The sequence below is a fragment of the Enterobacter sp. MGH 24 genome, from assembly GCF_000493015.1.
Lineage (GTDB): Bacteria > Pseudomonadota > Gammaproteobacteria > Enterobacterales > Enterobacteriaceae > Enterobacter.
The window spans coordinates 3,779,350-3,802,082 of record NZ_KI535657.1; the positions used below are offsets into that span (position 1 = coordinate 3,779,350).

Genomic DNA, 22,733 nt, shown 5'->3' on the forward strand with positions numbered 1-22,733 from the left:
CATGACCGGACAGACTTTTTCACGCTTAATCCTGACAGCACTGGTACTGGTCGCCATCATCGGCTGCCGCGATGAGCAAAAAATGAAACCCGACCAGGACGCGCTGGTTCGTACCTCGCTGAATGATCTGGTGACGGTGAAAGGCGGCAATTTTCAGATGGGGGATTTTGGCCCGTTAATGCCGGGAAATCCGGAAAAGCTTCCTTACAACGACCATAAAGATACCCCCCTTCACCTGGTCAAACTATCCGACTTCCGTATCGGAAAATACCGTGTCACTTGGGGGGAGTTTAATCGCTGGCTGTCAATACAAGGCAGGGGGAAGACTGAGTACTATCAACAAACGATGAATGATAAAGACCCAGACTTTCAGTCTGATAAAATCCAGTTTGCCGATAATTACCCGGCCAGTGTCAGCTGGCAAGACGCCCGTTCCTACTGCCAGTGGCTGGGTAAAACCAGCAACCGCAATATGGATCTACCGACGGAAGCACAGTGGGAGTATGCAGCGCGCAGCCGGGGACAGTTTTTAATTTTCGGTAATGCTGATAATAAAAACTATCTCTATGAGGATAAAAACATTAACTACGCATTACATAAGCAACCAGTTGGAAGCTACCCTCCAAATCCACTGGGGCTATATGACATGATGGGTAATGGTTCTGACTGGGTTAAAGACTGGTACAGCGCAGATTATTACCTTCATTCACCAGAAAAAGATCCACAGGGACCTGAGACTGGACAAAAAAAAGTCAATCGCCCAGGTAACCTAGATGCCCACAGTTATACAATTATCCGTAACAGTAAAAAGCCAGATAATGAATGGGGTTCGGAGTTCCGCTGTGTGGAAAACAGCCCGTTAAAGTGATTAAGTTATTTCCTGCTCGCGACGTGTCGTCCGGTAAAAAACGACGAATTTGTCAGAACAAAATCCTGAGACGTGTGTGCAAGCCAGGGTAGCCATAAAGCGTTTGGGCTGAGTACCCACAGCATTAGCATGGTCAAAATTTGGTCTTAACGTACAATATGTTCCGTTTCCCAAACGGAGCCCTTTAATTGCTTCTGACAGAAGGGCTGAACTACGGACTTTCCGGCGCATGGCACACCGCCTCGATGTTATGACCATCAGGCGAGATGACAAAAGCGGCATAGTAATTTTCACCGTATGGCCGCAGCCCCGGCGCGCCGTTATCGTGTCCGCCGGCGCGCAGGGCGGCATGGTAAAACGCATCGACCTGCTGGCGCGTGTTGGCCACAAACGCCAGATGCAGAGGCGCCGGTTTTTCATTTGTCTGAAAAAGACAGAGCGAAACGTCGCCTGAACTCGATTTTTCTCCGCCGTTACAAAGGATAATGCCTGATTACTTTGCATTTCATCTCGACACCTGGCTGGTGATGCATGAGGATTTACGCAACAGCCAGGCCTGCAAAACGGTATTTGATTTTCTGGCTGAGGATCTGGAGAGTTATATCAACAGGACAAAACGGTGAGGTGGTCAGCGAAGACGTTTTCAAAGGCTTTCAGCATGCAGGCCCAGTGTGTCCAAAAAACCTTAGATTTCGCCTTACTTCATATTGGTGCGCATAATGTATATTATGTTAAATATGATATGGACATCAGAGAAGAAGCCATCAACCGTTCAGTCAAAACCCTCATAGTTGCCTTCCCTCTCAAATCAATGCAGTGACCTTTGGGTCACTGCATCGGTTACTGAGGAAGTTATCTTTTATTCAGATATTTATTGAAGAATACCGTGATGTTATCGAACGGGATCTTATCCATACGATCATATAAATCGACATGCGTGGCATCTTTAACAATCAGCAACTCTTTTGGCTGATTTGCAGCTTCATAAGCCGTTCTGGAGAAGTAAAGCGAATGCGCTTTTTCGCCATGTATGAACAGGATTGGACGCGGAGAAATTTCCTTAATGTAAGTCATCAGCGGGAAATTCATGAAGGACATCGGCGTTGTCACGGACCATGAATTGCCAGAGTTGACGGCTCGTGGATGATATCCGCGCTTGGTCATGTAGTAGTCCGCATAGTCCACGAGGAACTGTTCTTCACCGCCCTTCAGCTTATTATAGGCTGGTTGGTAGGCCGGTTTCCCGTTTGCAGCATCTTCCCAGCGCTGAAGGCTCATCTTCTCCAGGGCCTGCTCGCGTTGCTCCGGTGTTACGCTGTCATTGTAACCTTTCGACATCACGCGGCTCATATCGTACATAGTGCTGGCAACCACCGCTTTTACGCGTTTATCCACGGCAACAGCATTCAGGGCAATCCCCCCCATGCCGCAGATACCGATGACACCGATACGTTCACGATCCACATAAGGTTGCAGCCCAATAAAATCGACTGCTGCCATAAAGTCTTCGGTATTAATATCAGGTGAAGCAATATTGCGGGGTTCACCACTACTTTCACCGGTATAAGACGGATCAAATGCCAGCGTAACGAATCCGCGCTCGGCTAAGGTTTGCGCATAGAGACCAGAGGCCTGCTCTTTTACCGCGCCAAAAGGCCCGGAAATAACAAGTGCAGCAAGCTTCTTATTTCCGCGATCTTTAGGAAGATACACATCAGCGGCCAGCGTAATGCCGTAACGGTTTTTAAAAGTCACTTTTTGATGATCCACTTTGTCGCTCCTTGGGAAGGTTTTATCCCACGTCTGAACCAGACGCGCTGAAGAGTCTGATGTGCCTGTTGGAGGCTGGGCGAACGCAGCTTCTGTTGAAATCAGAGCCATCGCTCCGGCAAGGAGTGCGCCATTTAAGAATCGCGTTGAAGATTTTGTCGTCATGCTATTAAAACCTTTCATTCAGTGAATTCAGGGTTGTTATTTTGGGAGTCTTTAACGAAAGGTGTTATTAAAATACTCTGCATTATTTGCCCGATCCTCTAAACCTGATGCCAAAGCGTATATTTCAGTTTTCATAACTGCTACGTTGATTACGTCGTAAAATGTGAGGCATTACAGAATGATTTCAGACAAGTCGGTTGAGAAACTACTCGGTAAGCTTTCCCGGGAGATTGCTCAGCGCACGCCCTGTACCGGTGATTTCCCTACAGCCGTAGAAGGACTGGAATTATTCCGGCGGAACGAACCCGCTTCGCCGGTGAGCTGCCTGGTCCCTCCCAGTATCGTTCTGGTGGCCGACGGCGCGAAGATTATGTGGGTTGGTGGTGAACCTTATGAATATAATGCGGAAAAATTCCTGATCACGTCTCTCGACCTGCCGGCCAGTTCTGAAGTAATACAGGCGTCGGCAATCCGGCCCTGTGTCGGCGTAGCCTATAAACTTGACCAGCGCGTGCTGATGGAATTAATTGCACAGGGAAGCCTGCCGCCCGTCAAAAAACGAGAGGCGGGAACGGGTGTAGGGATCGGTACAGTTACTGATGTTTTGCTGGAGCCTTTCTGCCGCCTGCTCTCTTTGCTTGACGAGCCTCAAGCCATTCCTGTTCTCGGGCCGCTGATTCAAAGAGAGATACATTACAGGCTTTTGATGAGCGATCGGTCCGATCATATCAGGCAGATTGCCGCAGTAGACGGCCATGGCTACCGAATCGGTAAAGCTATTGACTGGTTAAAGACCCATATCGCGTCACCTTTACGTGTCGAGGAGTTGGCAAGCCGCGTGCAAATGAGCACGCCCTCTTTCCACCAACACTTCAGGCAGCTTGCGGGAATGAGCCCGCTACGGTATCAGAAATGGCTGCGCCTCAATGAAGCCAGGCGACTGATGCTGAATGAACATTACGATGTCACCACAGCAGCCTATGCTGTCGGTTACGAAAGCCTGTCCCATTTCAGCCGGGAATATACGCGGATGTTCGGTCAATCGCCTAAAAGGGATATTACTGAATTAAGAGAGTCTGCGGGTAAGGTTTAATACCCCCTGGTATCGTTTACATTTTAGTCAAGCAATATCATTTGCTCACCGAGTTAACGCTGCTATTATCTAAGTCTTAGTGTCCGAATCATAAATTTCTTCAATAAATTACCCTGCTAATTAATTGTCCTCACGGAATGAAGGAGCTTCCCCGATGAACTTACCAGGTCAGCAGTCGCCTGACAGCACCCTTCCCTCTTATGACCTTTCGCGCAGCCTGGGACTACAAACCGGTGCTGATATCGATTTTAAAAAGCTGGCCGCCCAACTCGACTGCACGCGTAATTTTTACAATGTCGGCATCATTTTTGATGATGGCAAACAGCGCTGGCTGGTACGCCCTTCACGCCGCATTGCAGATGTGAATCAGAGCACCGTCAGCCATGTGGTAATCAGTAAAATTCCGGATGCTAAGGAAATCAGTGCAGAAAAAGCTGTGGTGGCGACGCTAACGACTCCCTCACTTGCTACGGAAATTACCTCAACCGGTTTTGCCTGTGGCGCGATGATTGTTACGCTTGTTATGGCGTTTGGTGCCGGTGCGGCAGTGCCTTTTACCGCTGGCGGGTCTGGTGTGATTGCTGCGATTAGCCTGTCCGGTACTCTGGCAACGGGCGCACAATGCATGATTGGCGCGGGCCGTCTGCTGGCTATCCATAACGATCATGGTTCCGATGTTGCCTGGCTCGACAGCCAGGACTGGTATGTAGCTACCACGACGGTTCTGGATGTCATTTCGCTGGCTGCGGCAGGAACCGCGCTGCGAGGTACTTTAGAAACGTACAAGCTGATGAAAGCGGCATCCTCAAGTAAAGTTACCGCCTGGTTCCAAAGCCTGAGCCGTGCTGAGCGTAAGCGCATCACGGAAGAGATCATTAAAGTGCAGAATCCAGGTATCTCCAGCGCCGGCGTGAAGGCAGCGATCCGCGCAGGCGTCTACCCGAAACGTTTCCCCAGCGAATCATTACAAAAATCACTGCAACGTGAGCTGATGAGTGCTGTGAACAACGCATCGGCCTTTGTGGGTAGTTCACTCACGGGGACGATCCGCAATCCTCAAAACACCGTCCAGTCCGGGCGCTATGTAGTCGGTCTGTTGCAGTCATTTTCGCCTAACTAAACGCTGAGTATTCAAATGGTTAAAGTTTTTTCCCGCCGCCTGCAACACTGTAACGAGGTGGCTACCAGCATAAGCAATGCCTCCCCAACACAGCTGCAACAGCTAAAGACTCAGTTGGCTGAAGAAATGGGCAAACCTGTAGGCCTACACACCATGGGTATTCCAGCGGCAATCAGCACTCTCGGGGTGATTGTCAGTTTCGCTATTCCTCAGCTGTGGCTGGGGTATGGCGTACTCGCCGGACTCGACCAGCCAGCGGGACACGTATTCGTCTGGGTTGTCCTGATCGCCCTTCTGTTCGCTGGCCTTAACGGCGTGACGATGTTTATGATTGGCAAAGGCAGCATGCGGGCCGTGCGGTTACACCTTACGCTGGCGGTGATAAGCCTGGTATTAACGGCAGCCTATCTGCTGGTCGCGCTGAGCGGTAGCGCTTCTCCGGGCGTCAGTCTGACCGCGGCGCTAGTGAGTATCGTCATGCTACTGCTTAGCGGCAGCTGTATCCTTTCCACCGCCTTCTATAAGATGCTGCTGTTTACTCTGCATAATCGTGCCTGGCGCAAACTTCTCAGCCAGACGCGTGCTAAAACAGCGCGCTAAGCGTTTATCCCGTAAAAAACCCGCCATTGCTGGCGGGTTTTTTTTATGGCTTTTTATGCCTGCGCAACCAAATTAACTTATACGCCGCAGGAATAATAAACAGCGATAGCAGCGGAGCCGTGATCATCCCGCCAATCATGGGCGCCGCTATCCGGCTCATAACTTCTGACCCGGCACCGGTCCCCCACAGAATGGGCAGCAGACCGGCAATAATCACCGCGACGGTCATCGCCTTTGGCCGCACGCGCAGCACGGCACCATGATAAAGCGCGTCATCAAGCCCCTGTTCGGTGAACGTTTCCCGATGGGATAACGCAGGTTGCGCTTCAATGGCATGACGCAAATACATCAGCATCACCACGCCAAATTCTGCCGCTACCCCGGCCAGGGCGATAAAACCGGTGCCGGTTGCCACAGACATATGGAAGCCCTGCCAGTACAGGAACCATATTCCCCCGACCAGGGCGAACGGCAGACTCATCAGGATCAGCAATGCTTCATCCACGCGTCGGAACGCCAGATACAGCAGAATGAAGATGATCATCACCGTCATCGGCACCATCAGCTTCAGCTTCTTGTTAGCGTGCTCAAGCAGCTCAAACTGCCCGGAGAATGAGACGCTGGTGCCCGGTCTCAGCTTTACGTTCTGACTGATGGCAGTCTTCATATCGTTCACCACCGACACCATATCCCTGCCGCGAGCGTCAATATAAATCCAGCTCGCAGGTCGGGCATTCTCCGTCTTCAGCATCGTGGGGCCGGAAACCACCTTAATATCCGCAACATCGCCCAGCGTGATCTGCTGTTTCATCGGCGTCAGGATCGGCATCTGCTTTAGCGCGTTCGGGCTGTTCCGGTAGTCATGAGGATAGCGAATATTGATCGGGTACCGGGCGACGCCTTCCACCGTTTCTCCCACCGTCGCCCCGCCGATGGCCGAGGAGACAAAGAGCTGCACATCGCCCACCGTCATCCCGTAGCGGGAGGCCTTCTCCCGGTTGATGTCGACATCAATGTAGCGCCCGCCCTCCAGACGTTCAGCCAGGGCCGACACCACGCCTGGCACCGTTTTGGCAACCGCCTCGATGCTTTGCGCCGTGGCGTCGATATCAGACAAAACGGTACCGGACACCTTGATACCAATCGGGCTTTTGATCCCGGTTGAGAGCATATCAATGCGGTTACGAATGGGCGGAACCCATAGGTTAGCCAGGCCGGGCAAACGAACGGTCTTGTCGAGCTCGTCAATAATCTTGTCAATCGTCATGCCGGGCCGCCACTGATCCTCCGGTTTGAGCTGAATGGTGGTTTCCACCATTTCGAGCGGCGCGGAATCCGTAGCCGTTTCGGCCTTGCCCGTTTTACCAAAAACAGAGGCCACTTCAGGGACAGTTTTGATGAGTTTGTCCGTGGTCTGTAACAGTGCGGCCGCTTCTGCCGGAGAAACGCCCGGCAATGTTGACGGCATATACAGCAGATCGCCTTCGTTGATCTTCGGCAGGAACTCGCCGCCCACCTGGCTCAGGGGCCAGATCACCGTGAAGATGGATAAGGCCGCAGCCAGCAGGGTTGTTTTAGGCCAGTGGAGCACCCTAATCAGAAGCGGGTGGTAGGCTTTAATCAGCAACCTGTTCAACGGGTTACTGGTCTCGGCAGGGATTTTACCCCGGATCCAGAATCCCATCAGGATGGGGATAACGATGATAGCCAGCGCGGCCGCGCCCGCCATGGCGTACGTTTTCGTGAAGGCCAGCGGACCAAACAGTCGCCCTTCCTGACCCTCAAGGGTAAAGATGGGGATAAACGATAAAGTAATAATTAACAGGCTGATAAACAGCGCGGGGCCCACCTCGACAGAGGCGTTGGTGATCGCTTTCCAGCGCGTGGCGTTATCAATCTGCTCTCCCGGATGCTGGCGATCCCACTTTTCCAGCCGTTTGTGCGCGTTTTCAATCATGACGATGGCGGCATCCACCATCGCGCCGACGGCTATGGCAATGCCTCCCAGCGACATGATATTGGCGTTCAGCCCCTGGAAATGCATGACGATAAAGGCAATACACAGGCCAAGCGGCAGAGAGACAATCGCCACCAGCGCAGAGCGAACGTGCCACAGGAACAGGGCGCAGACGATGGCCACCACGATAAACTCTTCGAGCAGCTTGGAACTCAGGTTGTCGATTGCCCGATCGATGAGCTGGCTGCGATCGTAGGTAGTCACTATCTCAACGCCTTCCGGCAGGCTGGCCTTCAGCGTCTCCAGTTTCTCTTTCACCGCCGTAATGACTTCACGCGCATTTTTGCCCGAACGCAGGATCACCACGCCACCGGCAACTTCCCCCTGCCCGTTTAGCTCGGCAATACCGCGCCGCATTTCCGGTCCCGTTTGTACGCGGGCAACATCGCGCAGGTAAATCGGTATCCCGTTCTCGCCGGTTTTCAGGACGATGTTATTGAAATCGTCCATCGTCTGAAGATAACCGCTGGCCCGGACCATATACTCTGCTTCCGCCATTTCAACTGACGATCCTCCTGCCTCCTGGTTAGACGACTGAAGGGCCTGCTTTACCTCGGGCAGGCTAATGCCGTACTGAGCCAGTTTTAACGGATTGACCTGGATCTGGTACTGCTTTACCACGCCGCCGACGGAGGCCACTTCGGCCACGTTCGGGATCGTTTTCAGCTCAAATTTAAGGAACCAGTCCTGCAATGAGCGCAGCTCGGCGAGATCGTGTTTTCCGCTGCGATCCACCAGCGCATACTCAAATATCCAGCCCACGCCCGTGGCATCAGGACCGATTTCTGAGCTCACGCCGGCAGGCAGCTTGCCCTGAACCTGATTCAGATACTCCAGCACGCGCGAACGGGCCCAGTATAAATCGGTGCCGTCTTCAAAAATGACATACACGTACGAATCACCAAACTGCGAAAAACCGCGCACGCTCTTTGCGCCGGGAACCGACAGCATGGTGGTGGTGAGTGGATAGGTGACCTGGTTTTCAACAATCTGCGGAGCCTGGCCGGGATAGCTGGTTTTGATAATCACCTGAACGTCAGAGAGATCGGGCAAGGCATCGACCGGGGTGTTGATAATGGTCCATGTACCCCAGACGCTGAGAAACAGCGCCCCCATCATGACCAGGAAACGGTTGGCGACCGACCGCCGGATAATCCATTCAATCATCATCGTCTCCTTAATGGCCAGAATGCGCGTCGTCAGCAGCTTCAGCGTGGCGCATGCGCTCCAGCGCGCCGGTAATATTGGCCTCCGAGTCAATCAGGAACAGACCGCTGACCACTACCGACTCCCCTTCTTCCAGTCCGCTACCAATGCCGGACTGCTGCTGAGATTCATGCAGAACGTGGATCCTTTTCGGCAAAAAATTCCCTTCCGCATCAACGGTAATGACGCGCTGTTCTTTGCCGGTATCAATAACGGCCTGGGAGGGGATCAGCAGCATTTCCTGACTTTGGGTATTCAGCTTCAGGTAGGCATTCATGCCCGGTTTAAGCAGCTCATCCCTGTTAGCGACCTGCAGGCGCACCTGCAGCGTGCGGGTGGTTTGATCCACGCTCGGCAGAAGACTCCATTTTTCAACCGGGAAGGATTTATCCGGATAAGCCGGTATCGAAACGGCAAACTGCGAGGTGTCTTTAAGCAGATAAGCAATGGACTCAGGCACTGCCGCGCCGATCCAAACCGGATCCATCCCCTGAATTTGCGCCACCACCTTATCTTTGGAAATATTCATGCCGGTACGCAGGTCAAAGGCGGTGATCACCCCGTCGATTGGCGCCCTGATGGTAAACCGGGTCTGGATAGTGCGGGTCGCACGCAGCCGCTGGATATCCTCATCCGGCATACCGGCCAGGCGCAGCCGCTCCAGGACCCCTTTTATCTGCGTGGGCGTACCGCCGGTGCCGGAGAGTAGCAGGAATTCGCTCTGCGCTTCGACCCAGTCCGGGATCGTGATATCAACCAGCGGCGTGCCTTTCTTCACCTTATCGCCGATTGTCAGCGGGTACACTTTCTCTACGAAGCCTTCCGCGCGCGCCTGCACAATGACAAACTGATAGTCGTTATAGCTGACGTTTGCCGGGATCGTCTGGGCATAATTCAGCGTTCCGCGCGTCACCTTTTGCGTTTTTAATCCCAGGTTCTGGACCTGCGTCGGGTCAATACGGATACCGGCACTGCGTTTATCGTCGTTTTCATCCGCATATTTCGCTACCAGATCCATATCCATAAACGGCGATTTACCGGGCTTATCGAATTTAACGTCTGGCTTCATCGGGTCATACCAGAAAAGCACCTTTCTTTCCGGGGCGCTATTTTCCGTTTTTTCAGATGAATGAATCGCCTGCCATGCCGTCACCGATATCAGCCCTCCCGCAATTAGGCTGCTGACTATCATGGCAGCATATTTTATTTTTAATGAGGCCATGCCGTGTCTCGCTATTTAATGCTCTTCAGTAAAGAGATATTGCCCTGCTGAACAAACGAAAAATCAACGTGACTGCCGACTTTTAAGGCCGTGATACTCTCGTCAGCCTGAATAAAGGTGAAACGCATGGTCATCGCGGGCCAGCCAATCGACGGGATGGCTTCATGAGAGATCGTGACTTTTTTATTTGTGAGATCAATGTCCTTCACGATACCGGTCCCGGTGATGAGCTGCTCTGAGGTCCCTTCGCTGGCAGAACTCATCCCCTCGTGCTGATGGACCTCGGCCTGGAGGCCAGCAGAAAACACAATGGAGAACGTACCGAATACAAGGGCCTTAAGTGAATTGCGCATGTTTATTTTCCTGTTTAATTAAATAAGGTTATTCGACCCAACCGCCGCCGAGCGCGGTGAAGAGATTAATTTCATTAACCTGACGGGCATAAATAAGGTCGAGAATGTTTTGCTGCGTAGAAAACAACGAACGTTCCGCGTCTAATACTTCGATATAGCTAACTGCACCGCTGGAATATAACCCTCTGGCGCGCTGCAGGGTGATGCGTAGCGAATCAAGATACCGATGCTGTGCGGCCAGCTGCTGGCTGAGGCTGTCCCGCAGCGCGAGCGCGTCGGCAACCTGTTTGAAGGCGGACTGAATTTTTTGTTCGTAATTCACAACCGACTGCTGCTGGCGAATTTCGGCCAGCTTCAGGTTGGCCTTATTTCTGCCCGCATTAAAAATGGGAATGTCGATTTTAGGAATAAAATTCCACATCCCGCTCCCTGACGTGAACAGGCTGGACAACTCCGTGCTGCTGGTTGAGAGCCCGCTGGTGAGTGATATGGACGGGAAAAAGGCAGCGCGCGCCGCACCGATATTCGCATCGGCCGCTTTAAGCTGATACTCGGCCTCCATAATATCCGGACGCTGGAGCAGTATTGCCGATGAAAGACGGGGCGGCAGCGTTACCGGCGCAACGTCGCTGGCATTCATGCCGCCGTCACCCGGCAGTGCGCGATACGTGCCGAGGACCAGCTGCAGGGCATTATTGGCCTGCGCCAGATCCCCCTCTCTTTTAGCAATATCTGCTCGCGTACTTTCGATCTGTCCCCGCGCCTGTTCCAGCGCCAGGACGTTCGTACTGCCCGTCACCAGCTGCTGCTCAACGAACGCATAAGACTGCTGGTAATTTGTCAGCGTATCCCGCGCAATGCGCAGCTGTTTATACGCCAGCTGCTGGTTGAAATAGCTCTGCGACACGTTAGAGACGAGCAGGATATGCACCGCGCGACGGGCCTCTTCGCTGGCGAAAAAATTTTGTCGGTCGGCATCGCTCATGTTCTTCAGCTTGCCGAAAAAGTCGAGGTCATAGCTAAGCGCAAAACCCGCGTCGTACTGCTGCGCGGTGGGTTTGTCACTTTTCAGCCCGCCGCTGTAGGTGATACCCGAGGAGGCATTTAGCTGAGGGTAACGATCCGCATCCGTCACGTTGAACTGTGCCCGGGCTTCTTCAACCTTCAGGGCGGCCATTTTTATATCGCGGTTGTTCTCCAGAGCTTCTGTTATCAGCCCGGCAACCTGAGGATCGACAAAAAAGTGTCGCCAGCCGGTGTCCTGATACCCCGCCACCGCGGGCGTCAGGCCGTTGCGCGAAAGTGAAAACTGCTGGGGCACCGGTGCCGCCGGGCGCTGGTATTCAGGGGCCAGCGAGACGCAACCTGCCAGAATAAATACCGTACTGATGCTAAGTCGTTTTAACGGGAACATAACGGTTCAAATGAAGTCCAGAGGAGTTTTAGGGCTACTCTACGGAACGCATCCTGTTTGACCGGTGACAGGATAATGACAATGTTGTCATTTATGGCGTAAGTCATTGTTAAAGGTCGCAGGCTCACTAGAATGTCATCAGCAGCCATTCTGGGGAGCACGATGAAAATACTGATCGTCGAAGACGAAATTAAAACCGGTGAGTACCTGAGTAAGGGGCTGACTGAGGCGGGGTTCGTTGTGGACCACGCGGATAATGGCCTGAACGGCTACCATCTCGCCATGACTGCGGAATATGACCTGCTGATTCTGGATATCATGCTGCCCGATGTGAACGGCTGGGACATTGTCCGCATGCTCCGCTCTGCCGGTAAAGGGATGCCCATCCTGCTACTGACGGCGCTCGGCACGATTGAGCACCGTGTTAAAGGGCTTGAGCTGGGCGCGGATGATTACCTGATTAAGCCTTTCGCCTTTGCTGAGCTGCTCGCCAGGGTAAGGACGCTGTTAAGACGCGGAAATACGGTGATTGCGCAAAGCCAGCTTCAGGTGGCTGACCTGACGGTTGACCTCGTGTCGAGAAAGGTAAGCCGGGCCGGAAGCCGTATCCTGTTAACCAGCAAAGAGTTCAGCCTGCTGGAGTTTTTCATGCGTCATCAGGGAGAGGTGCTTCCCCGCTCCCTGATTGCCTCCCAGGTGTGGGACATGAACTTTGACAGCGACACGAACGCAATTGACGTGGCCGTAAAGCGGCTTCGTGCGAAAATTGACAACGATTTTGAACCGAAGCTGATCCAGACGGTGCGCGGCGTGGGCTATATGCTGGAGGTGCCGGATGCACGTTAAGCTTCCCAGGCGCCCTTTTTCGCTTGCTCTGCGGCTGACCTTTTTTATCAGTCTCTCCACAATTCTGGCTTTTTTCGCCTTTACCTGGTTTATGCTGCATTCCGTTGAAAAACACTTTGCCGAGCAGGATATCAGCGATCTGCAGCAAATCAGCACCGCAATGCACCGCATACTGCAAGCTCCGGCCGATCCCGACCAAAAGAAAATCAGCAAGATCAAAGAGTCAATTGCCAGCTACCGCAACGTGGCCGTCCTTCTCCTGGATCCGCAGGGAAATATCTTGTTCAGCTCGGCGCAAGGGGCGGCACTGCGCCCTGCAATGAATACGGCGGACTTTAGCGAACACCGCCGCGCGCAGGATGTGTTTCTCTGGACGGTTGACGGCCCTGCTACAAACATGCACGCAGGGTCCGACATGAACATGGAAACCTACCGGATTATCGCCTCTTCCGGCACGGCGACGCTGCAGGGCAAAACCCAGGGCTACATCATGTTGATCGGGCTCTCGATTAATTTTCATCTTCACTACCTTGAGGCGCTGAAAAAGAATCTCCTGGCGATTGCCGCGGCGATCAGCCTGCTGATTATTCTTGTCATTCGCATCGCGGTGCGTCAGGGACATTTGCCTCTGCGTAACGTCAGCAACGCCATTAAAAATATCACCTCCGAAAATCTGGATGCACGACTGGAGCCGTCGCGCGTGCCCGTTGAGCTGGAACAGCTGGTCATCTCCTTCAACCATATGATCGAAAAGATTGAAGATGTCTTTACCCGTCAGGCGAATTTTTCGGCCGATATCGCGCATGAAATCAGAACCCCCATCACCAACCTGGTGACGCAAACGGAAATCGCGCTGAGCCAGAACCGCTCGCAGAAAGAGCTGGAAGATGTTCTTTACTCCAGTCTTGAAGAGTACAACCGGATGACCCGGATGGTCAGCGATATGCTTTTCCTGGCGCAGGCGGATAATAACCAGCTGATCCCTGACCGGGTGATGTTTGATTTGAGTGCGGAGGTCATGAAAGTCTTCGATTTCTTCGAAGCCTGGGCGGAAGAGCGGAATATCACGCTGAAATTCAACGGGATGCCCTGCCTGATAGAAGGCGATCCGCAGATGTTCAGAAGGGCCATCAATAATCTTTTATCCAACGCCCTGCGCTATACGCCAGCGGGCAAAACGGTGACGGTCTCCCTCAAAAAACGGGATAACGACGTTGAACTGGTGACAGAAAACCCCGGCACGCCGATCCCTCAGGAACATCTGTCGAAGCTGTTTGACCGTTTCTATCGCGTCGATCCGTCAAGGCAGCGTAAAGGCGAAGGCAGCGGGATCGGGCTTGCCATCGTGAAGTCCATCGTCACCGCGCACCACGGAAAAGTCCGCGTGGAATCGGATGCGGTGTCGACACGCTTTATCCTCACCGTGCCGGGAAAAGCGACCTGAGCGTCAGCGCACGGGCCGACACACGTCCAGTACCTTTTCCCTGAGCCATCGATGCCCCGGGTCCCGTTCCATGCGCGGATGCCACATCTGCGACACCGTAATGGTCCGGGTTTTAAACGGCAGTTCAAAGACGTGTACGCGCTCGTTCATCGGCTGATTGAGCAGGTACAGCGCCGGCACCATGGCAATCAGATCGGACGCCAGCGCCACGGAAAGTGCCGTCGGAAATCCGGGCACCACGCTGGCGATCTTGCGCTTCATCCCCCGTTCCGCCAGCGCGTCATCGACAAAACCGTGTAACGATCCGTCCGGTGAGGCCACCACGTGGCCCCACGCGACATAATCGGCAAGGCTGACGTCAGGCTGTAATGAGAGCGGATGCCCCTTGCGCACCGCGCCAACAAACCGATCCTGAAAGAGCCGTTGCAGCCGTATTTCAGGCCCCATATTGCTCTGCACGCCGATCTCCAGGTCGACCAGCCCCTCACGCAAATAGCGCGACGTTTTTTCAGGTTTCGGCGAGAAGCGAATGCATACCTCGGGCGCAACGCTCGCCACCGCCGCAATCAGCAGTGGCCCAAACGCCACCACAAAACCGTCGTTGGCTCTGATGGTGAACAGCCGCTCGAGATTTTCCACCTTCAGCGCGTCGGTGGAGGGCTGTAGCACCGCCCTCGCCTCATGCACGGCAGTTCTGGCGCGGTCCCGCGTGGCTTCGGCCCAGGGCGTCAGCACCATATGACGACCGGCCCGCACCAGAATAGGATCGCCGGTCACCTCCCGCAGCCTGCTCAGGGTGCGGCTCATGGCGGAGGTGCTGAGGTTCAAACGTCGCGCCGCGCCCGCCACGCTGGCTTCTGCGAGCAGAACGTCGAGTGCAACCAGAAGGTTAAAATCAGGATCGGACACGATGGCTCCTCAGATAAGGCGTTATATGCAACGTTTAAGTGCAGCTGATGCGTCTTCCGCACTGTATACCGCATGATTATAGTTTCGTCATTACTATTCTTATCCGGAGTAACGACGATGACGCTATTTTCAAACCAGCCCGGCGATGAAGGTTTGCCCGGGCACGAACGCGCCAGGGTGATGGCCGCCGTCATGAACACCACGCTGATGGGCGTCTTTGACGGCACCATGATCAACATCGCGCTGCCCTCCATGGCAAGGGCGATGCAGGTTCCCGCCAACGTCGCGGTCTGGTTCGCCAACGGTTATCTGCTGGCAGCGGCAATGACGTTAGCCCTCTTCGCGGCGCTGGCGGCGCGCGTGGGCTATCGCCCGGTCTTTCTGGCCGGGCTTGCCACCTTTACGCTCACCTCGCTCGGCTGCGCGCTGGCGACCACGCCAGAAATGCTGATCGGCATGCGTATTTTGCAAGGCATCGGCGGCGCGGCGACCCTGAGTATCGCCCCGGCCATCCTGCGATCCATTTTTCCGGGTCGACTGCTTGGCCGCATTCTGGGGCTGCACGCCCTGCTTATCGCCTCCAGCACGGCGATTGCCCCCGTGCTGGGCGGAACCCTACTGGACGCGCTGAGCTGGCAGTGGCTGTTCGCCATTAACATTCTTCCGGGCAGCATCGCCCTGCTGCTGGCGTGGCGGGCCTTGCCGCGGGAATCGGCCGTTAACCGCTCAACCTTTGACGCGCCGGGTGCCGTGCTCTCCGCCGTGCTGTTAGGCTCAGCGATCATGCTGGCTGACAGTCTTCAGAGCGTGACGCAACACATTAACCAGGCGGCCACAGGCTGGGGGCTGCTCACGCTGGTCAGCGCCCTCGCCTTTATCTGGCGAATTCGGCGCGCGCAAAGTCCCATCCTGCCGCCCGTCATGTTCAAAAACGGACGCTTCACCCTCGCTGCCCTGACCTCGCTGGCCTCGTTTGTGAGCCAGGGCATCACCTTTGTTGCGCTGCCGTTCCTGTTTCAGAGCGTATATGGCTACAGCCCGGTGGTCTCCGCGCTGCTGTTCACCCCGTGGCCGATTGGCATCGTGCTGATCGCGCCGCACGCCGGGCGCTGGGCCGATACGATTTCCGCGCCGCTGATCTCGACAATCGGGCTGATGATTTTTGTCGGTGGACTGGTCCTGCTGGCGACGTTGCCGGAAAGCCCTTCCGCATGGAATATCTGCCTGCGCAGTCTGGTGTGCGGGATTGGGTTTGGCTGCTTCCAGAGCCCCAATAACCGGGAAATGCTCTCTAACGTGGCGCGGGAATATGCCAGCTACGCCTCCGGCGTGTTGTCTATCGTCAGGACGTTTGGGCAGTGTCTCGGCGCCGCCGCGGTGGGCGTGCTGCTTGCGACGACCGGATCAGACCATGACCGGGCCGTGCATCTGGCGCTGTGGATAGCCGTCATCGCCTCGACGGGATCGGTGTTGTTTAGCGTGAGCAGGCTGCGCCCTGCGGTTCGGGCATCAGCATAAACTGTTGCAGCGCCTGTCGGCGCTGCTTGTTTTTAACGACTACGCTGTGGGACGTTCGTTCCACGCATCAGTGTACTGAATATTTCCGTCCAGAATTTTCCATGTGATTTTTGCATATCGCAAAGAGACATTTTCCATGTGACCGGTACCGGGACAATCTCTTGTGTCATGCATAATTGGAGTGATAGAAATGACTTTCACACCCTCCATAAGGATATTGAAGTATTCCACTTCCTGACCCGCATCATTGATGTGATAGAACTTTAATTCCGCACTTTGAAGCGTCTGACCTGTAGCCACCGCTTTATATAGATAGGGTGAGGATGAATCAATTGCTTTTGTTAAACTGAAAGCTGAGTGCTGCCTTGTACCTGTAAGTTTACCTGTTGCCTCATCTGTTGGAATGCTCAGGTTATGGATCAGGTCTCTTAGCTCTATACTTCCTTCACGGTCTGCAACATCAGAACCGCCACGGATCATTGCTCCGCCATCGTCTTTCAAAAAGAGGTGCACTGGTACAGCCATTTCTAAAACTCCTTATATTTATTACTCTCTTATTCCATTGGCTATAAGATTAATCACCGGCACGATCGCAATACCATCTGTATAGAACAGATCAGAATTAGTGAATGAATAAACCTTACCCGTGATTTTTACATTTACCGTGTTCCCATAAGCTGAAGCTGTAATATGGCTTGTATTGGCTTCAAGAAATGGCGATCGATCTTTAAGGGCCTTCATAATGTTCCCGCTGTTGTTTTTATCTAAATAGAAGCGGTAAACCTCCGACACCGTAGCTCCTCCATCATCATACTTTGTTATGTACAGTGTGACGGTATCAGATAGCTGCTGTTTGCTGACAAAGCTATCGTGAGGAGGTGCATTAAAATAGTATTGATATGTCAGAAACCCACAAACAACGAGCAATAGAATCGTTGTGAGTAAACAATGAAGCCGTTTAATAACCGTGTTTCTTTGCATATTCAATACCTTGCCTTATCCAAAACTGATCGTGAGGATCATCCCCATATGGCGGTTTTTGATACCAGTGACCCCATTTCTTTTTGGCGGTTTTAGCTCTTTCCTGCGCCCATCCTGCCCCCATCAATAACGTTTCTGATGGTATCCCGGCGGCATAGCCAGCCGAACCATAATTGAAGTTACCAAAATTCGCTAACTCAGGGTGTCCCTGCTTGTAATCCCATGGCCCCTTATTTCTTACTTTTTGATAAAACCAAAGATAGGTTGTAGGAATAGCCATATTTCTACTCATACCATGCGCTCTTGCAATCCTCATGTTTGCCAATACAAGCGCGATTCCTTCTTTTGGTAACAAAGGTATAACAGCCATATTAACCATTTACTTTAAGCGGGTATTGGGTCGCTTATCGTACACTTTTGCGATAATAAAAAAGACATCTGTTTCGAGACAAATGACGGAAAAATATCCGATTAAGGTATTAATCGCATTAAAAATCAAAGAAATGCACAATGTAGATACTGTTATGCGACGCAAGCATTTTCCTGGTGCAACGTGGCATCGAACGGGCGTCCTGATTTCAGGACGCCATACGCCACCTGCGCCAGCTTACGCATCATCGCTCCGATTATCAGCTTCGCTCCCTTGCCGTTCTTTTCCAGACGTGTCCTGAACGCTTTTCCCCACTCCGTTTTGTACAGCGCAACCATCGCGGGCATATACAGCGCCCTGCGAAGCGAGACATGGCCTGCCTTACTCATCCTGCTTGCCCTGGTTACGCTGCTTCCGGATTCATGCTGCCGCGGTGTCAGCCCTGCGAACGCCGCGAACTGCCGCGCCTGACCGAACCTGTCCTTCAGCCCCACATACGCCAGCAGTACGGCGGACGTCTTTTCACCGATACCCGGTATGCTGTCCAGCAGTTTTCGCCGGTGCTTCAGGTCCGGGTCGTCATCCGTCAGGTCCTTTATCTGTTTCTCCAGCCGCTTCAACTCCGCTTCCAGCCACAGGAGGTGCGCGTCGATGCTCGGCATCTGCACTTCCCGCGCCGTCTCCCGGCGGTTCAACTCCTGCGTGTGCATGTCCGTCAGGGACTGATGACGCAGTACCAGCGCCCGCAACGCGCGCTCCAGCGGATGGGGAGCCTCCCAGGCTGCCGGACGTTTCTGCCGGCAGAACTCTGCCAGCATACGGGCATCGACGGCATCGGTTTTACTGCGCAGGCCTTCGCTCTGCGCAAAGGCTTTACCCAGAGCAGGGTTGATGATGGATACGGTGAAACCGGCATCACTGAGGGACGCCGCGGCGTCTTCCATATAGGTGCTGGTCGCCTCCATGCAGATATGTGCCGGAGCCACATTATGGCTGCGGAGCCAGCTGAGCAGCTCCTCGTGGCCTTTAGGGGTGTTGGCAAACTTTTTGCTGCGGTGACGGCCATCAGGTCGCAACACATCGATATCCAGCTTAGCTTTGGAGACATCGATACCAATAAAGTGAAGTTCCTGTTCCATAGTGAAACCAACCTTGTGAATGCGGATTACCGGAAAAACCGGTCCATGATACTGTCCGGTTTGTCACTTGTGGAGAAGGGGCAGTCCACTGCAGGGATCTACAATACGGGCTCGTGGCCTGAGGCCGGGTACGGCATGTGGACTGCCTGACAGAAAGAACTGGCCGGTTCTTTCTGTACGGGGGATAATACAAGGCCGGGTAAGCGCAGCGCCACCCGGCAAAAAAGGCGACTCGTTCGTTTACTCCAGCGCCAGCAGCGCAAAGCTCGCCAGCCAGTGCCCGCCGCTGTAATGGCTGCCAACCACATGCTCGACGCTCGCCGTCAGGTGTTTCGCCACCGCCTCGCGCAGCGCCTGCTGCGCCGGATGGTCTGCGGGAAGCGCGCGGGCAATATGCTTCATGCACCAGGCGCGGCTGAGGTTTAACCCGTCGAGATGGGCGATTTTCGGGTCGGTACGGTCGCTCACTTCCGCCGGGTTCATCAGCGCCGCAACGGAACCTACCTCCGGGAGAAACGCGTCAAACCAGGCCGGGAAGCCCTCCAACACCTTGCTCATCAGCAGCGCTTCCGTCAGCGCCCCGGAAATGTACTCATCACCGCCGGGTTCGTAATGCGCCGGATAGCGCGTGTCGGTGAGATAAAACCGCTCAGCCGCCGTCACAATCGCCTGCTCAAGCGCACTATCTTCTACGGCTCGGGCGTAGTCCAGCCCCAGCGCGAGGGCAAACGCCGTGTTGTAGTGCGTCCCGACGCGGATCGGATAGGTAAGCTTGCCGAGGTAATCCACCAGCCGGTTACGAATGTCCCTGGTTAACGGCTCAAGCGTCTGGTACCAGACTGCGGCCTGCAGCAGCGACGACTGCTTCAGCTCCTGGGCCAGCGCCAGCAGCCAGCCGTAGCCATACGGGCGCTCAAACGAGGCGCGGAACGGCGCGGTGAAATAGGCCAGCTCTTTCGCCACGTTCTCTTCGGTCAGGTGCTCGTCAAAAAGCGCGACGATCGCCTCGCGACACGGTAGTTCGGGATAAAGGCGCACGCAGCGCAGCAGCAGCCAGTAGCCGTGCACCGCCGAGTGCCAGTCGAAACAGCCGTAGAAAATCGGGTGCAGTTCGCGAGGCGGCAGCACGTCGCCATCATCATTCAGCAGATGCATGATGTGGTTCGGGTATTCCTGGCGCAAATAGGTCAAAGGCATGCGGGCAAACGCGTCAGCCTGATGTTGCGTTAATTCCATAACAGCTCCTTAGCGAAACACGAGGAAATACATGAGGAACACGTTCACCACCAGCAGGGTTAACGCGGTCGGGATCTGGATCTTGATCACCTGATATTTGTCCTTCAGCTCCAGCAGCGCGGCGGGAACGATATTGAAGTTTGCGGCCATCGGCGTCATCAGCGTGCCGCAATAGCCCGCGTACATGCCAATCGCCAGCAGCGGTGCCGGGTTCCCGTGATGCACGTTGATCAGAAACGGCAAGGCGATACCGGCGCTCAACACCGGGAAGGCCGCAAAGGCATTCCCCATGATCATGGTAAACAGCGCCATCCCCACGCAGTAAATCACCACCAGCATGAAGCGGTTATCCGGGTTAACGAACAGGCTCACCACCTTCTGCACTGAATCACCGGTATTGGCCGCCACGAACACGCCGCCGAGCATGGCCAGCATCTGCGGCAGGATCACCGCCCAGCCGATGGTATCGACAAGACGACGAGACTGACGAATGGCATGCAGCGGGGTACCTTTGGTCAGCCACCAGCCGGTGAAGATCGCCGCGACGCAGGCCACGCACAGCGCCGCCAGGGTGAGTTGCTTCTGGTCGAGAAGATAAACACCGCCAACCGAAACCCCTTTCAGGAACAGGGTGCCGATCACCGTCACCACCGGGATCATCAGCGCGGGCAGGAACAGCCAGTTTTTAAGGCGGTTTGACGACGCGACGCGCTCCTCCTCGGTGGACATTTTATAGTGCCCTTTCCCGACTAGGCCAAAGCCCGCCAGCAGCGCGATAGCGATAACGCCCCCGCCAATGATCCGGTACGCCAGCGATTTCCCCAGCTCCTGCACCATCAGGTCGCCGAACAGGAAGATCCCGCCAAACAAGAACCAGAACAGCGCCGTGGTAAAACGCTTCGGATTGGCGCGATCCCGCAGGGTCATCACAACCAGCAGCATCACGACGAAGCCGATCAGGTAGTACACGCGGTTAATGGTGATGAGCGTCATCATTGCGCGGCCTCCTGCGTACCCTGCTCTGCACGCCAGGCCATCACGTCGCGACGGATACTTGCATCCAGGCGCAGCAGGCGCGTCATATGAATAATTAATGCCGCAATGGCGGTTGGGATGGCCCACAGGCCGATATGCAGCGGTTCGATGCCCGGAATACCGTTCTCCTTCAGGAACGCGTCGATCAGCAGCACCGCCCCAAAGGCAATAAAAATATCTTCACCAAAGAAGACCGCGATGTTGTCGCACGCGGCGGCATGGGCTTTGATTTTGTCGCGGATGTGCTGCGGCAGCTCGCCGTATTCGTTCAGCGCCGCCCCTTCGGCCATCGGCGCCAGCAGCGGGCGCACCGTCTGGGCATGACCGCCCAGCGACATCAGCCCCAGCGCGGCGGTGCCCTCACGGGCGACAAAATAGAGCATCAGAATACGCGCCGAGGTGGCACTGGCGATCTTCGCCACCCAGGCCTGGGCGCGCTCCTTAAGCCCGTAATATTCCAGCAGGCCAATCACGGGCAGGATCAGAATGAAGGTCGCCAGCGAGCGGCTATTCACGAACTTCTCGCCGAAAGTCTCCAGCAGCATCCCGAAGTCCATGCCGACCAGCAGACCCGTCGCCAGCCCCGCCACCACGACCACCAGCAGCGGGTTGAAGCGCAGTGCAAAACCAATAACCACGATCGGTATCCCGATCAGCGGCAACAGCGTAGTACCGTCCATAACGTTTACCCTATCCAAAGTGAGCGTTGCGCGCCGACGGCTATTTTTTTAATTTGCGGCGAGCGATGTTGTGTTTTTCGTCAGGTTTCGGAAAACCTGCGCTAAAAAGCTATATCTGAACCTCAAAAACATGTAAACAAATTATCAATAAAATGTTCTTATTTTATCGATGAGTTTACATTTCTGGCTAAGGAACGTTATGACCTCGAAAAAGAGTGCTTCACCCGATCGCGACGATATCAACGACGGCCGGATCGTCTCTTCCCGCCATCTGGTGTCCGAGCGCTGCGCGGAGCTGTCAGAGCTGGAGTACGCGCTGATCATGACCAGCAACGCGTTCAACAAGTGGATGGTGCGCTGCATGGCCGCAGCCGGCGAACCGGATATGGGCGCCTTTGACGTCTCGCTGCTGCATCACGTGAACCACCGCGACCGCAAGAAAAAGCTGGCCGATATCTGTTTCGTTCTCAACGTGGAAGATACCCACGTGGTGACCTACGCCCTGAAAAAGCTGGTCAAAGCGGGCTACGTGACGAGTGAGAAAGCGGGCAAAGAGCTCTTTTTCTCCACCACCGAGGAAGGGAAAGCGTTGTGCATGAAGTACCGGGACGTGCGGGAGGCGTGTCTGATCGCTATCCACGCGGAGAGCGGCATTGCCGGGAAGTCGATTGGCGAAACTGCGCAGCTGCTACGCACGATCTCCTCCCTGTATGATACCGCCGCCCGCGCGGCGGCATCACTCTAGGG

21 protein-coding genes and 2 pseudogenes are annotated in these 22,733 nt (G+C 54.4%); 9 read left to right on the forward strand and 14 right to left on the reverse strand.

Features of this window, described 5'->3' with window-relative positions; genetic code table 11:
• Position 1 precedes the first annotated feature (1 nt).
• On the forward strand, positions 2-868 hold the full coding sequence (locus tag L370_RS04210) for a formylglycine-generating enzyme family protein (RefSeq protein WP_023335735.1): 867 nt from the start codon (positions 2-4) through the stop codon (positions 866-868).
• A gap of 211 nt (positions 869-1,079) precedes the next feature.
• On the opposite strand, the pseudogene L370_RS0122130 reads toward L370_RS04210, so the two are convergent.
• Positions 1,080-1,340: pseudogene (locus tag L370_RS0122130) on the reverse strand (VOC family protein); the annotation flags it as partial.
• Between L370_RS0122130 and L370_RS23490 the strand changes: the two are divergent.
• Positions 1,333-1,491, forward strand: a pseudogene (locus tag L370_RS23490) (LysR family transcriptional regulator); the annotation flags it as partial. The pseudogenes L370_RS0122130 and L370_RS23490 sit on opposite strands and share 8 nt — an antisense overlap.
• Positions 1,492-1,720: 229 nt before the next feature.
• Here L370_RS23490 and L370_RS04200 read toward each other — a convergent pair.
• Positions 1,721-2,821, reverse strand: a complete 1,101-nt coding sequence (locus L370_RS04200; RefSeq protein ID WP_032666608.1) for an alpha/beta hydrolase — start codon at positions 2,819-2,821, stop codon at positions 1,721-1,723.
• A gap of 160 nt (positions 2,822-2,981) precedes the next feature.
• On the opposite strand from L370_RS04200, the gene L370_RS04195 reads away from it, so the two are divergent.
• The 3 genes from L370_RS04195 to L370_RS04185 all read left to right on the forward strand — a co-directional run bounded on the left by L370_RS04195 (position 2,982) and on the right by L370_RS04185 (position 5,616).
• Positions 2,982-3,896: an AraC family transcriptional regulator gene (locus L370_RS04195; RefSeq protein WP_023335739.1), complete on the forward strand. Its 915-nt coding sequence runs from the start codon at positions 2,982-2,984 to the stop codon at positions 3,894-3,896.
• A 154-nt stretch (positions 3,897-4,050) separates the two neighbouring features.
• Entirely contained in the window at positions 4,051-5,016 is a 966-nt protein-coding gene (locus L370_RS04190; protein WP_023335740.1) for a hypothetical protein, read from the forward strand.
• A 15-nt stretch (positions 5,017-5,031) separates the two neighbouring features.
• Positions 5,032-5,616, forward strand: coding sequence for a hypothetical protein (locus L370_RS04185; protein WP_023335741.1), 585 nt, complete (start codon positions 5,032-5,034; stop codon positions 5,614-5,616).
• A gap of 43 nt (positions 5,617-5,659) precedes the next feature.
• On the opposite strand, the gene silA is transcribed toward L370_RS04185, so the two are convergent.
• The 4 genes from silA to L370_RS04165 are packed head-to-tail and all read right to left on the reverse strand — an operon-like array spanning position 5,660 to position 11,828.
• Positions 5,660-8,800 carry a Cu(+)/Ag(+) efflux RND transporter permease subunit SilA gene (gene silA / locus L370_RS04180; protein WP_023335742.1) on the reverse strand — a complete coding sequence of 1,047 codons (3,141 nt, stop codon included), beginning with the start codon at positions 8,798-8,800 and terminating at the stop codon, positions 5,660-5,662.
• A 10-nt stretch (positions 8,801-8,810) separates the two neighbouring features.
• Complete coding sequence (locus L370_RS04175; protein WP_023335743.1) at positions 8,811-10,061, reverse strand: efflux RND transporter periplasmic adaptor subunit; 1,251 nt, start codon at positions 10,059-10,061, stop codon at positions 8,811-8,813.
• Between the two features lie 11 nt (positions 10,062-10,072).
• Positions 10,073-10,414 carry a cation efflux system protein CusF gene (cusF, locus tag L370_RS04170; protein WP_023335744.1) on the reverse strand — a complete coding sequence of 114 codons (342 nt, stop codon included), beginning with the start codon at positions 10,412-10,414 and terminating at the stop codon, positions 10,073-10,075.
• A gap of 28 nt (positions 10,415-10,442) precedes the next feature.
• Positions 10,443-11,828 carry an efflux transporter outer membrane subunit gene (locus tag L370_RS04165; protein ID WP_023335745.1) on the reverse strand — a complete coding sequence of 462 codons (1,386 nt, stop codon included), beginning with the start codon at positions 11,826-11,828 and terminating at the stop codon, positions 10,443-10,445.
• Positions 11,829-11,990: 162 nt separating this feature from the next.
• On the opposite strand from L370_RS04165, the gene L370_RS04160 reads away from it, so the two are divergent.
• Positions 11,991-12,674: a copper/silver response regulator transcription factor gene (locus L370_RS04160; RefSeq protein ID WP_032643057.1), complete on the forward strand. Its 684-nt coding sequence runs from the start codon at positions 11,991-11,993 to the stop codon at positions 12,672-12,674.
• Positions 12,664-14,118 (forward strand): Cu(+)/Ag(+) sensor histidine kinase, encoded by a 1,455-nt coding sequence (locus L370_RS04155; RefSeq protein ID WP_023335747.1) that lies wholly within the window; start codon positions 12,664-12,666, stop codon positions 14,116-14,118. The genes L370_RS04160 and L370_RS04155 overlap by 11 nt, the downstream gene beginning before the upstream one ends.
• A gap of 3 nt (positions 14,119-14,121) precedes the next feature.
• On the opposite strand, the gene L370_RS04150 is transcribed toward L370_RS04155, so the two are convergent.
• Positions 14,122-15,027: a LysR family transcriptional regulator gene (locus L370_RS04150; protein WP_023335748.1), complete on the reverse strand. Its 906-nt coding sequence runs from the start codon at positions 15,025-15,027 to the stop codon at positions 14,122-14,124.
• Positions 15,028-15,144: 117 nt separating this feature from the next.
• Between L370_RS04150 and L370_RS04145 the strand changes: the two genes are divergently transcribed.
• Positions 15,145-16,545 (forward strand): MFS transporter, encoded by a 1,401-nt coding sequence (locus L370_RS04145; protein ID WP_023335749.1) that lies wholly within the window; start codon positions 15,145-15,147, stop codon positions 16,543-16,545.
• A gap of 39 nt (positions 16,546-16,584) precedes the next feature.
• Here the strand turns inward: L370_RS04145 and L370_RS04140 are convergent, their stop codons facing one another.
• The 7 genes from L370_RS04140 to L370_RS04120 form a co-directional block, all read right to left on the reverse strand.
• Entirely contained in the window at positions 16,585-17,070 is a 486-nt protein-coding gene (locus tag L370_RS04140; protein WP_023335750.1) for an Hcp family type VI secretion system effector, read from the reverse strand.
• Between the two features lie 21 nt (positions 17,071-17,091).
• The gene (locus tag L370_RS0122135) at positions 17,092-17,526 is read right to left on the reverse strand and encodes a hypothetical protein (protein ID WP_032666609.1); all 435 of its coding nucleotides are present in this window, start codon (positions 17,524-17,526) and stop codon (positions 17,092-17,094) included.
• Positions 17,504-17,896: a polymorphic toxin type 44 domain-containing protein gene (locus tag L370_RS22990; protein ID WP_071787462.1), complete on the reverse strand. Its 393-nt coding sequence runs from the start codon at positions 17,894-17,896 to the stop codon at positions 17,504-17,506. The genes L370_RS0122135 and L370_RS22990 overlap by 23 nt, the downstream gene beginning before the upstream one ends.
• A 152-nt stretch (positions 17,897-18,048) precedes the next feature.
• A complete protein-coding gene (locus L370_RS04135; RefSeq protein ID WP_023334272.1) occupies positions 18,049-19,035 on the reverse strand; it encodes an IS110 family transposase in 987 nt (328 codons plus the stop codon).
• 240 nt (positions 19,036-19,275) lie between these two features.
• On the reverse strand, positions 19,276-20,271 hold the full coding sequence (locus L370_RS04130) for a DUF2891 domain-containing protein (protein ID WP_023335752.1): 996 nt from the start codon (positions 20,269-20,271) through the stop codon (positions 19,276-19,278).
• 9 nt (positions 20,272-20,280) lie between these two features.
• Positions 20,281-21,267 carry a DUF979 domain-containing protein gene (locus L370_RS04125; protein ID WP_023335753.1) on the reverse strand — a complete coding sequence of 329 codons (987 nt, stop codon included), beginning with the start codon at positions 21,265-21,267 and terminating at the stop codon, positions 20,281-20,283.
• Complete coding sequence (locus L370_RS04120; RefSeq protein WP_021240145.1) at positions 21,264-21,986, reverse strand: DUF969 domain-containing protein; 723 nt, start codon at positions 21,984-21,986, stop codon at positions 21,264-21,266. The genes L370_RS04125 and L370_RS04120 overlap by 4 nt, the downstream gene beginning before the upstream one ends.
• Before the next feature lie 199 nt (positions 21,987-22,185).
• Between L370_RS04120 and L370_RS04115 the strand changes: the two genes are divergently transcribed.
• Positions 22,186-22,731 carry a winged helix DNA-binding protein gene (locus L370_RS04115; protein WP_023335754.1) on the forward strand — a complete coding sequence of 182 codons (546 nt, stop codon included), beginning with the start codon at positions 22,186-22,188 and terminating at the stop codon, positions 22,729-22,731.
• Positions 22,732-22,733 lie beyond the last annotated feature (2 nt).

What these genes read in the sequence shown, in the direction of transcription:
- L370_RS04210 (WP_023335735.1), top strand. Translation starts at nt 2, where the DNA reads ATGACCGGACAGACTTTTTCACGCTTAATCCTGACAGCACTGGTACTG.
- L370_RS04200 (WP_032666608.1), bottom strand. Translation starts at nt 2,821, where the DNA reads ATGAAAGGTTTTAATAGCATGACGACAAAATCTTCAACGCGATTCTTA.
- L370_RS04195 (WP_023335739.1), top strand. Translation starts at nt 2,982, where the DNA reads ATGATTTCAGACAAGTCGGTTGAGAAACTACTCGGTAAGCTTTCCCGG.
- L370_RS04190 (WP_023335740.1), top strand. Translation starts at nt 4,051, where the DNA reads ATGAACTTACCAGGTCAGCAGTCGCCTGACAGCACCCTTCCCTCTTAT.
- L370_RS04185 (WP_023335741.1), top strand. Translation starts at nt 5,032, where the DNA reads ATGGTTAAAGTTTTTTCCCGCCGCCTGCAACACTGTAACGAGGTGGCT.
- silA (WP_023335742.1), bottom strand. Translation starts at nt 8,800, where the DNA reads ATGATTGAATGGATTATCCGGCGGTCGGTCGCCAACCGTTTCCTGGTC.
- L370_RS04175 (WP_023335743.1), bottom strand. Translation starts at nt 10,061, where the DNA reads ATGGCCTCATTAAAAATAAAATATGCTGCCATGATAGTCAGCAGCCTA.
- cusF (WP_023335744.1), bottom strand. Translation starts at nt 10,414, where the DNA reads ATGCGCAATTCACTTAAGGCCCTTGTATTCGGTACGTTCTCCATTGTG.
- L370_RS04165 (WP_023335745.1), bottom strand. Translation starts at nt 11,828, where the DNA reads ATGTTCCCGTTAAAACGACTTAGCATCAGTACGGTATTTATTCTGGCA.
- L370_RS04160 (WP_032643057.1), top strand. Translation starts at nt 11,991, where the DNA reads ATGAAAATACTGATCGTCGAAGACGAAATTAAAACCGGTGAGTACCTG.
- L370_RS04155 (WP_023335747.1), top strand. Translation starts at nt 12,664, where the DNA reads ATGCACGTTAAGCTTCCCAGGCGCCCTTTTTCGCTTGCTCTGCGGCTG.
- L370_RS04145 (WP_023335749.1), top strand. Translation starts at nt 15,145, where the DNA reads ATGACGCTATTTTCAAACCAGCCCGGCGATGAAGGTTTGCCCGGGCAC.
- L370_RS04140 (WP_023335750.1), bottom strand. Translation starts at nt 17,070, where the DNA reads ATGGCTGTACCAGTGCACCTCTTTTTGAAAGACGATGGCGGAGCAATG.
- L370_RS0122135 (WP_032666609.1), bottom strand. Translation starts at nt 17,526, where the DNA reads ATGCAAAGAAACACGGTTATTAAACGGCTTCATTGTTTACTCACAACG.
- L370_RS22990 (WP_071787462.1), bottom strand. Translation starts at nt 17,896, where the DNA reads ATGGCTGTTATACCTTTGTTACCAAAAGAAGGAATCGCGCTTGTATTG.
- L370_RS04135 (WP_023334272.1), bottom strand. Translation starts at nt 19,035, where the DNA reads ATGGAACAGGAACTTCACTTTATTGGTATCGATGTCTCCAAAGCTAAG.
- L370_RS04130 (WP_023335752.1), bottom strand. Translation starts at nt 20,271, where the DNA reads ATGGAATTAACGCAACATCAGGCTGACGCGTTTGCCCGCATGCCTTTG.
- L370_RS04125 (WP_023335753.1), bottom strand. Translation starts at nt 21,267, where the DNA reads ATGATGACGCTCATCACCATTAACCGCGTGTACTACCTGATCGGCTTC.
- L370_RS04120 (WP_021240145.1), bottom strand. Translation starts at nt 21,986, where the DNA reads ATGGACGGTACTACGCTGTTGCCGCTGATCGGGATACCGATCGTGGTT.
- L370_RS04115 (WP_023335754.1), top strand. Translation starts at nt 22,186, where the DNA reads ATGACCTCGAAAAAGAGTGCTTCACCCGATCGCGACGATATCAACGAC.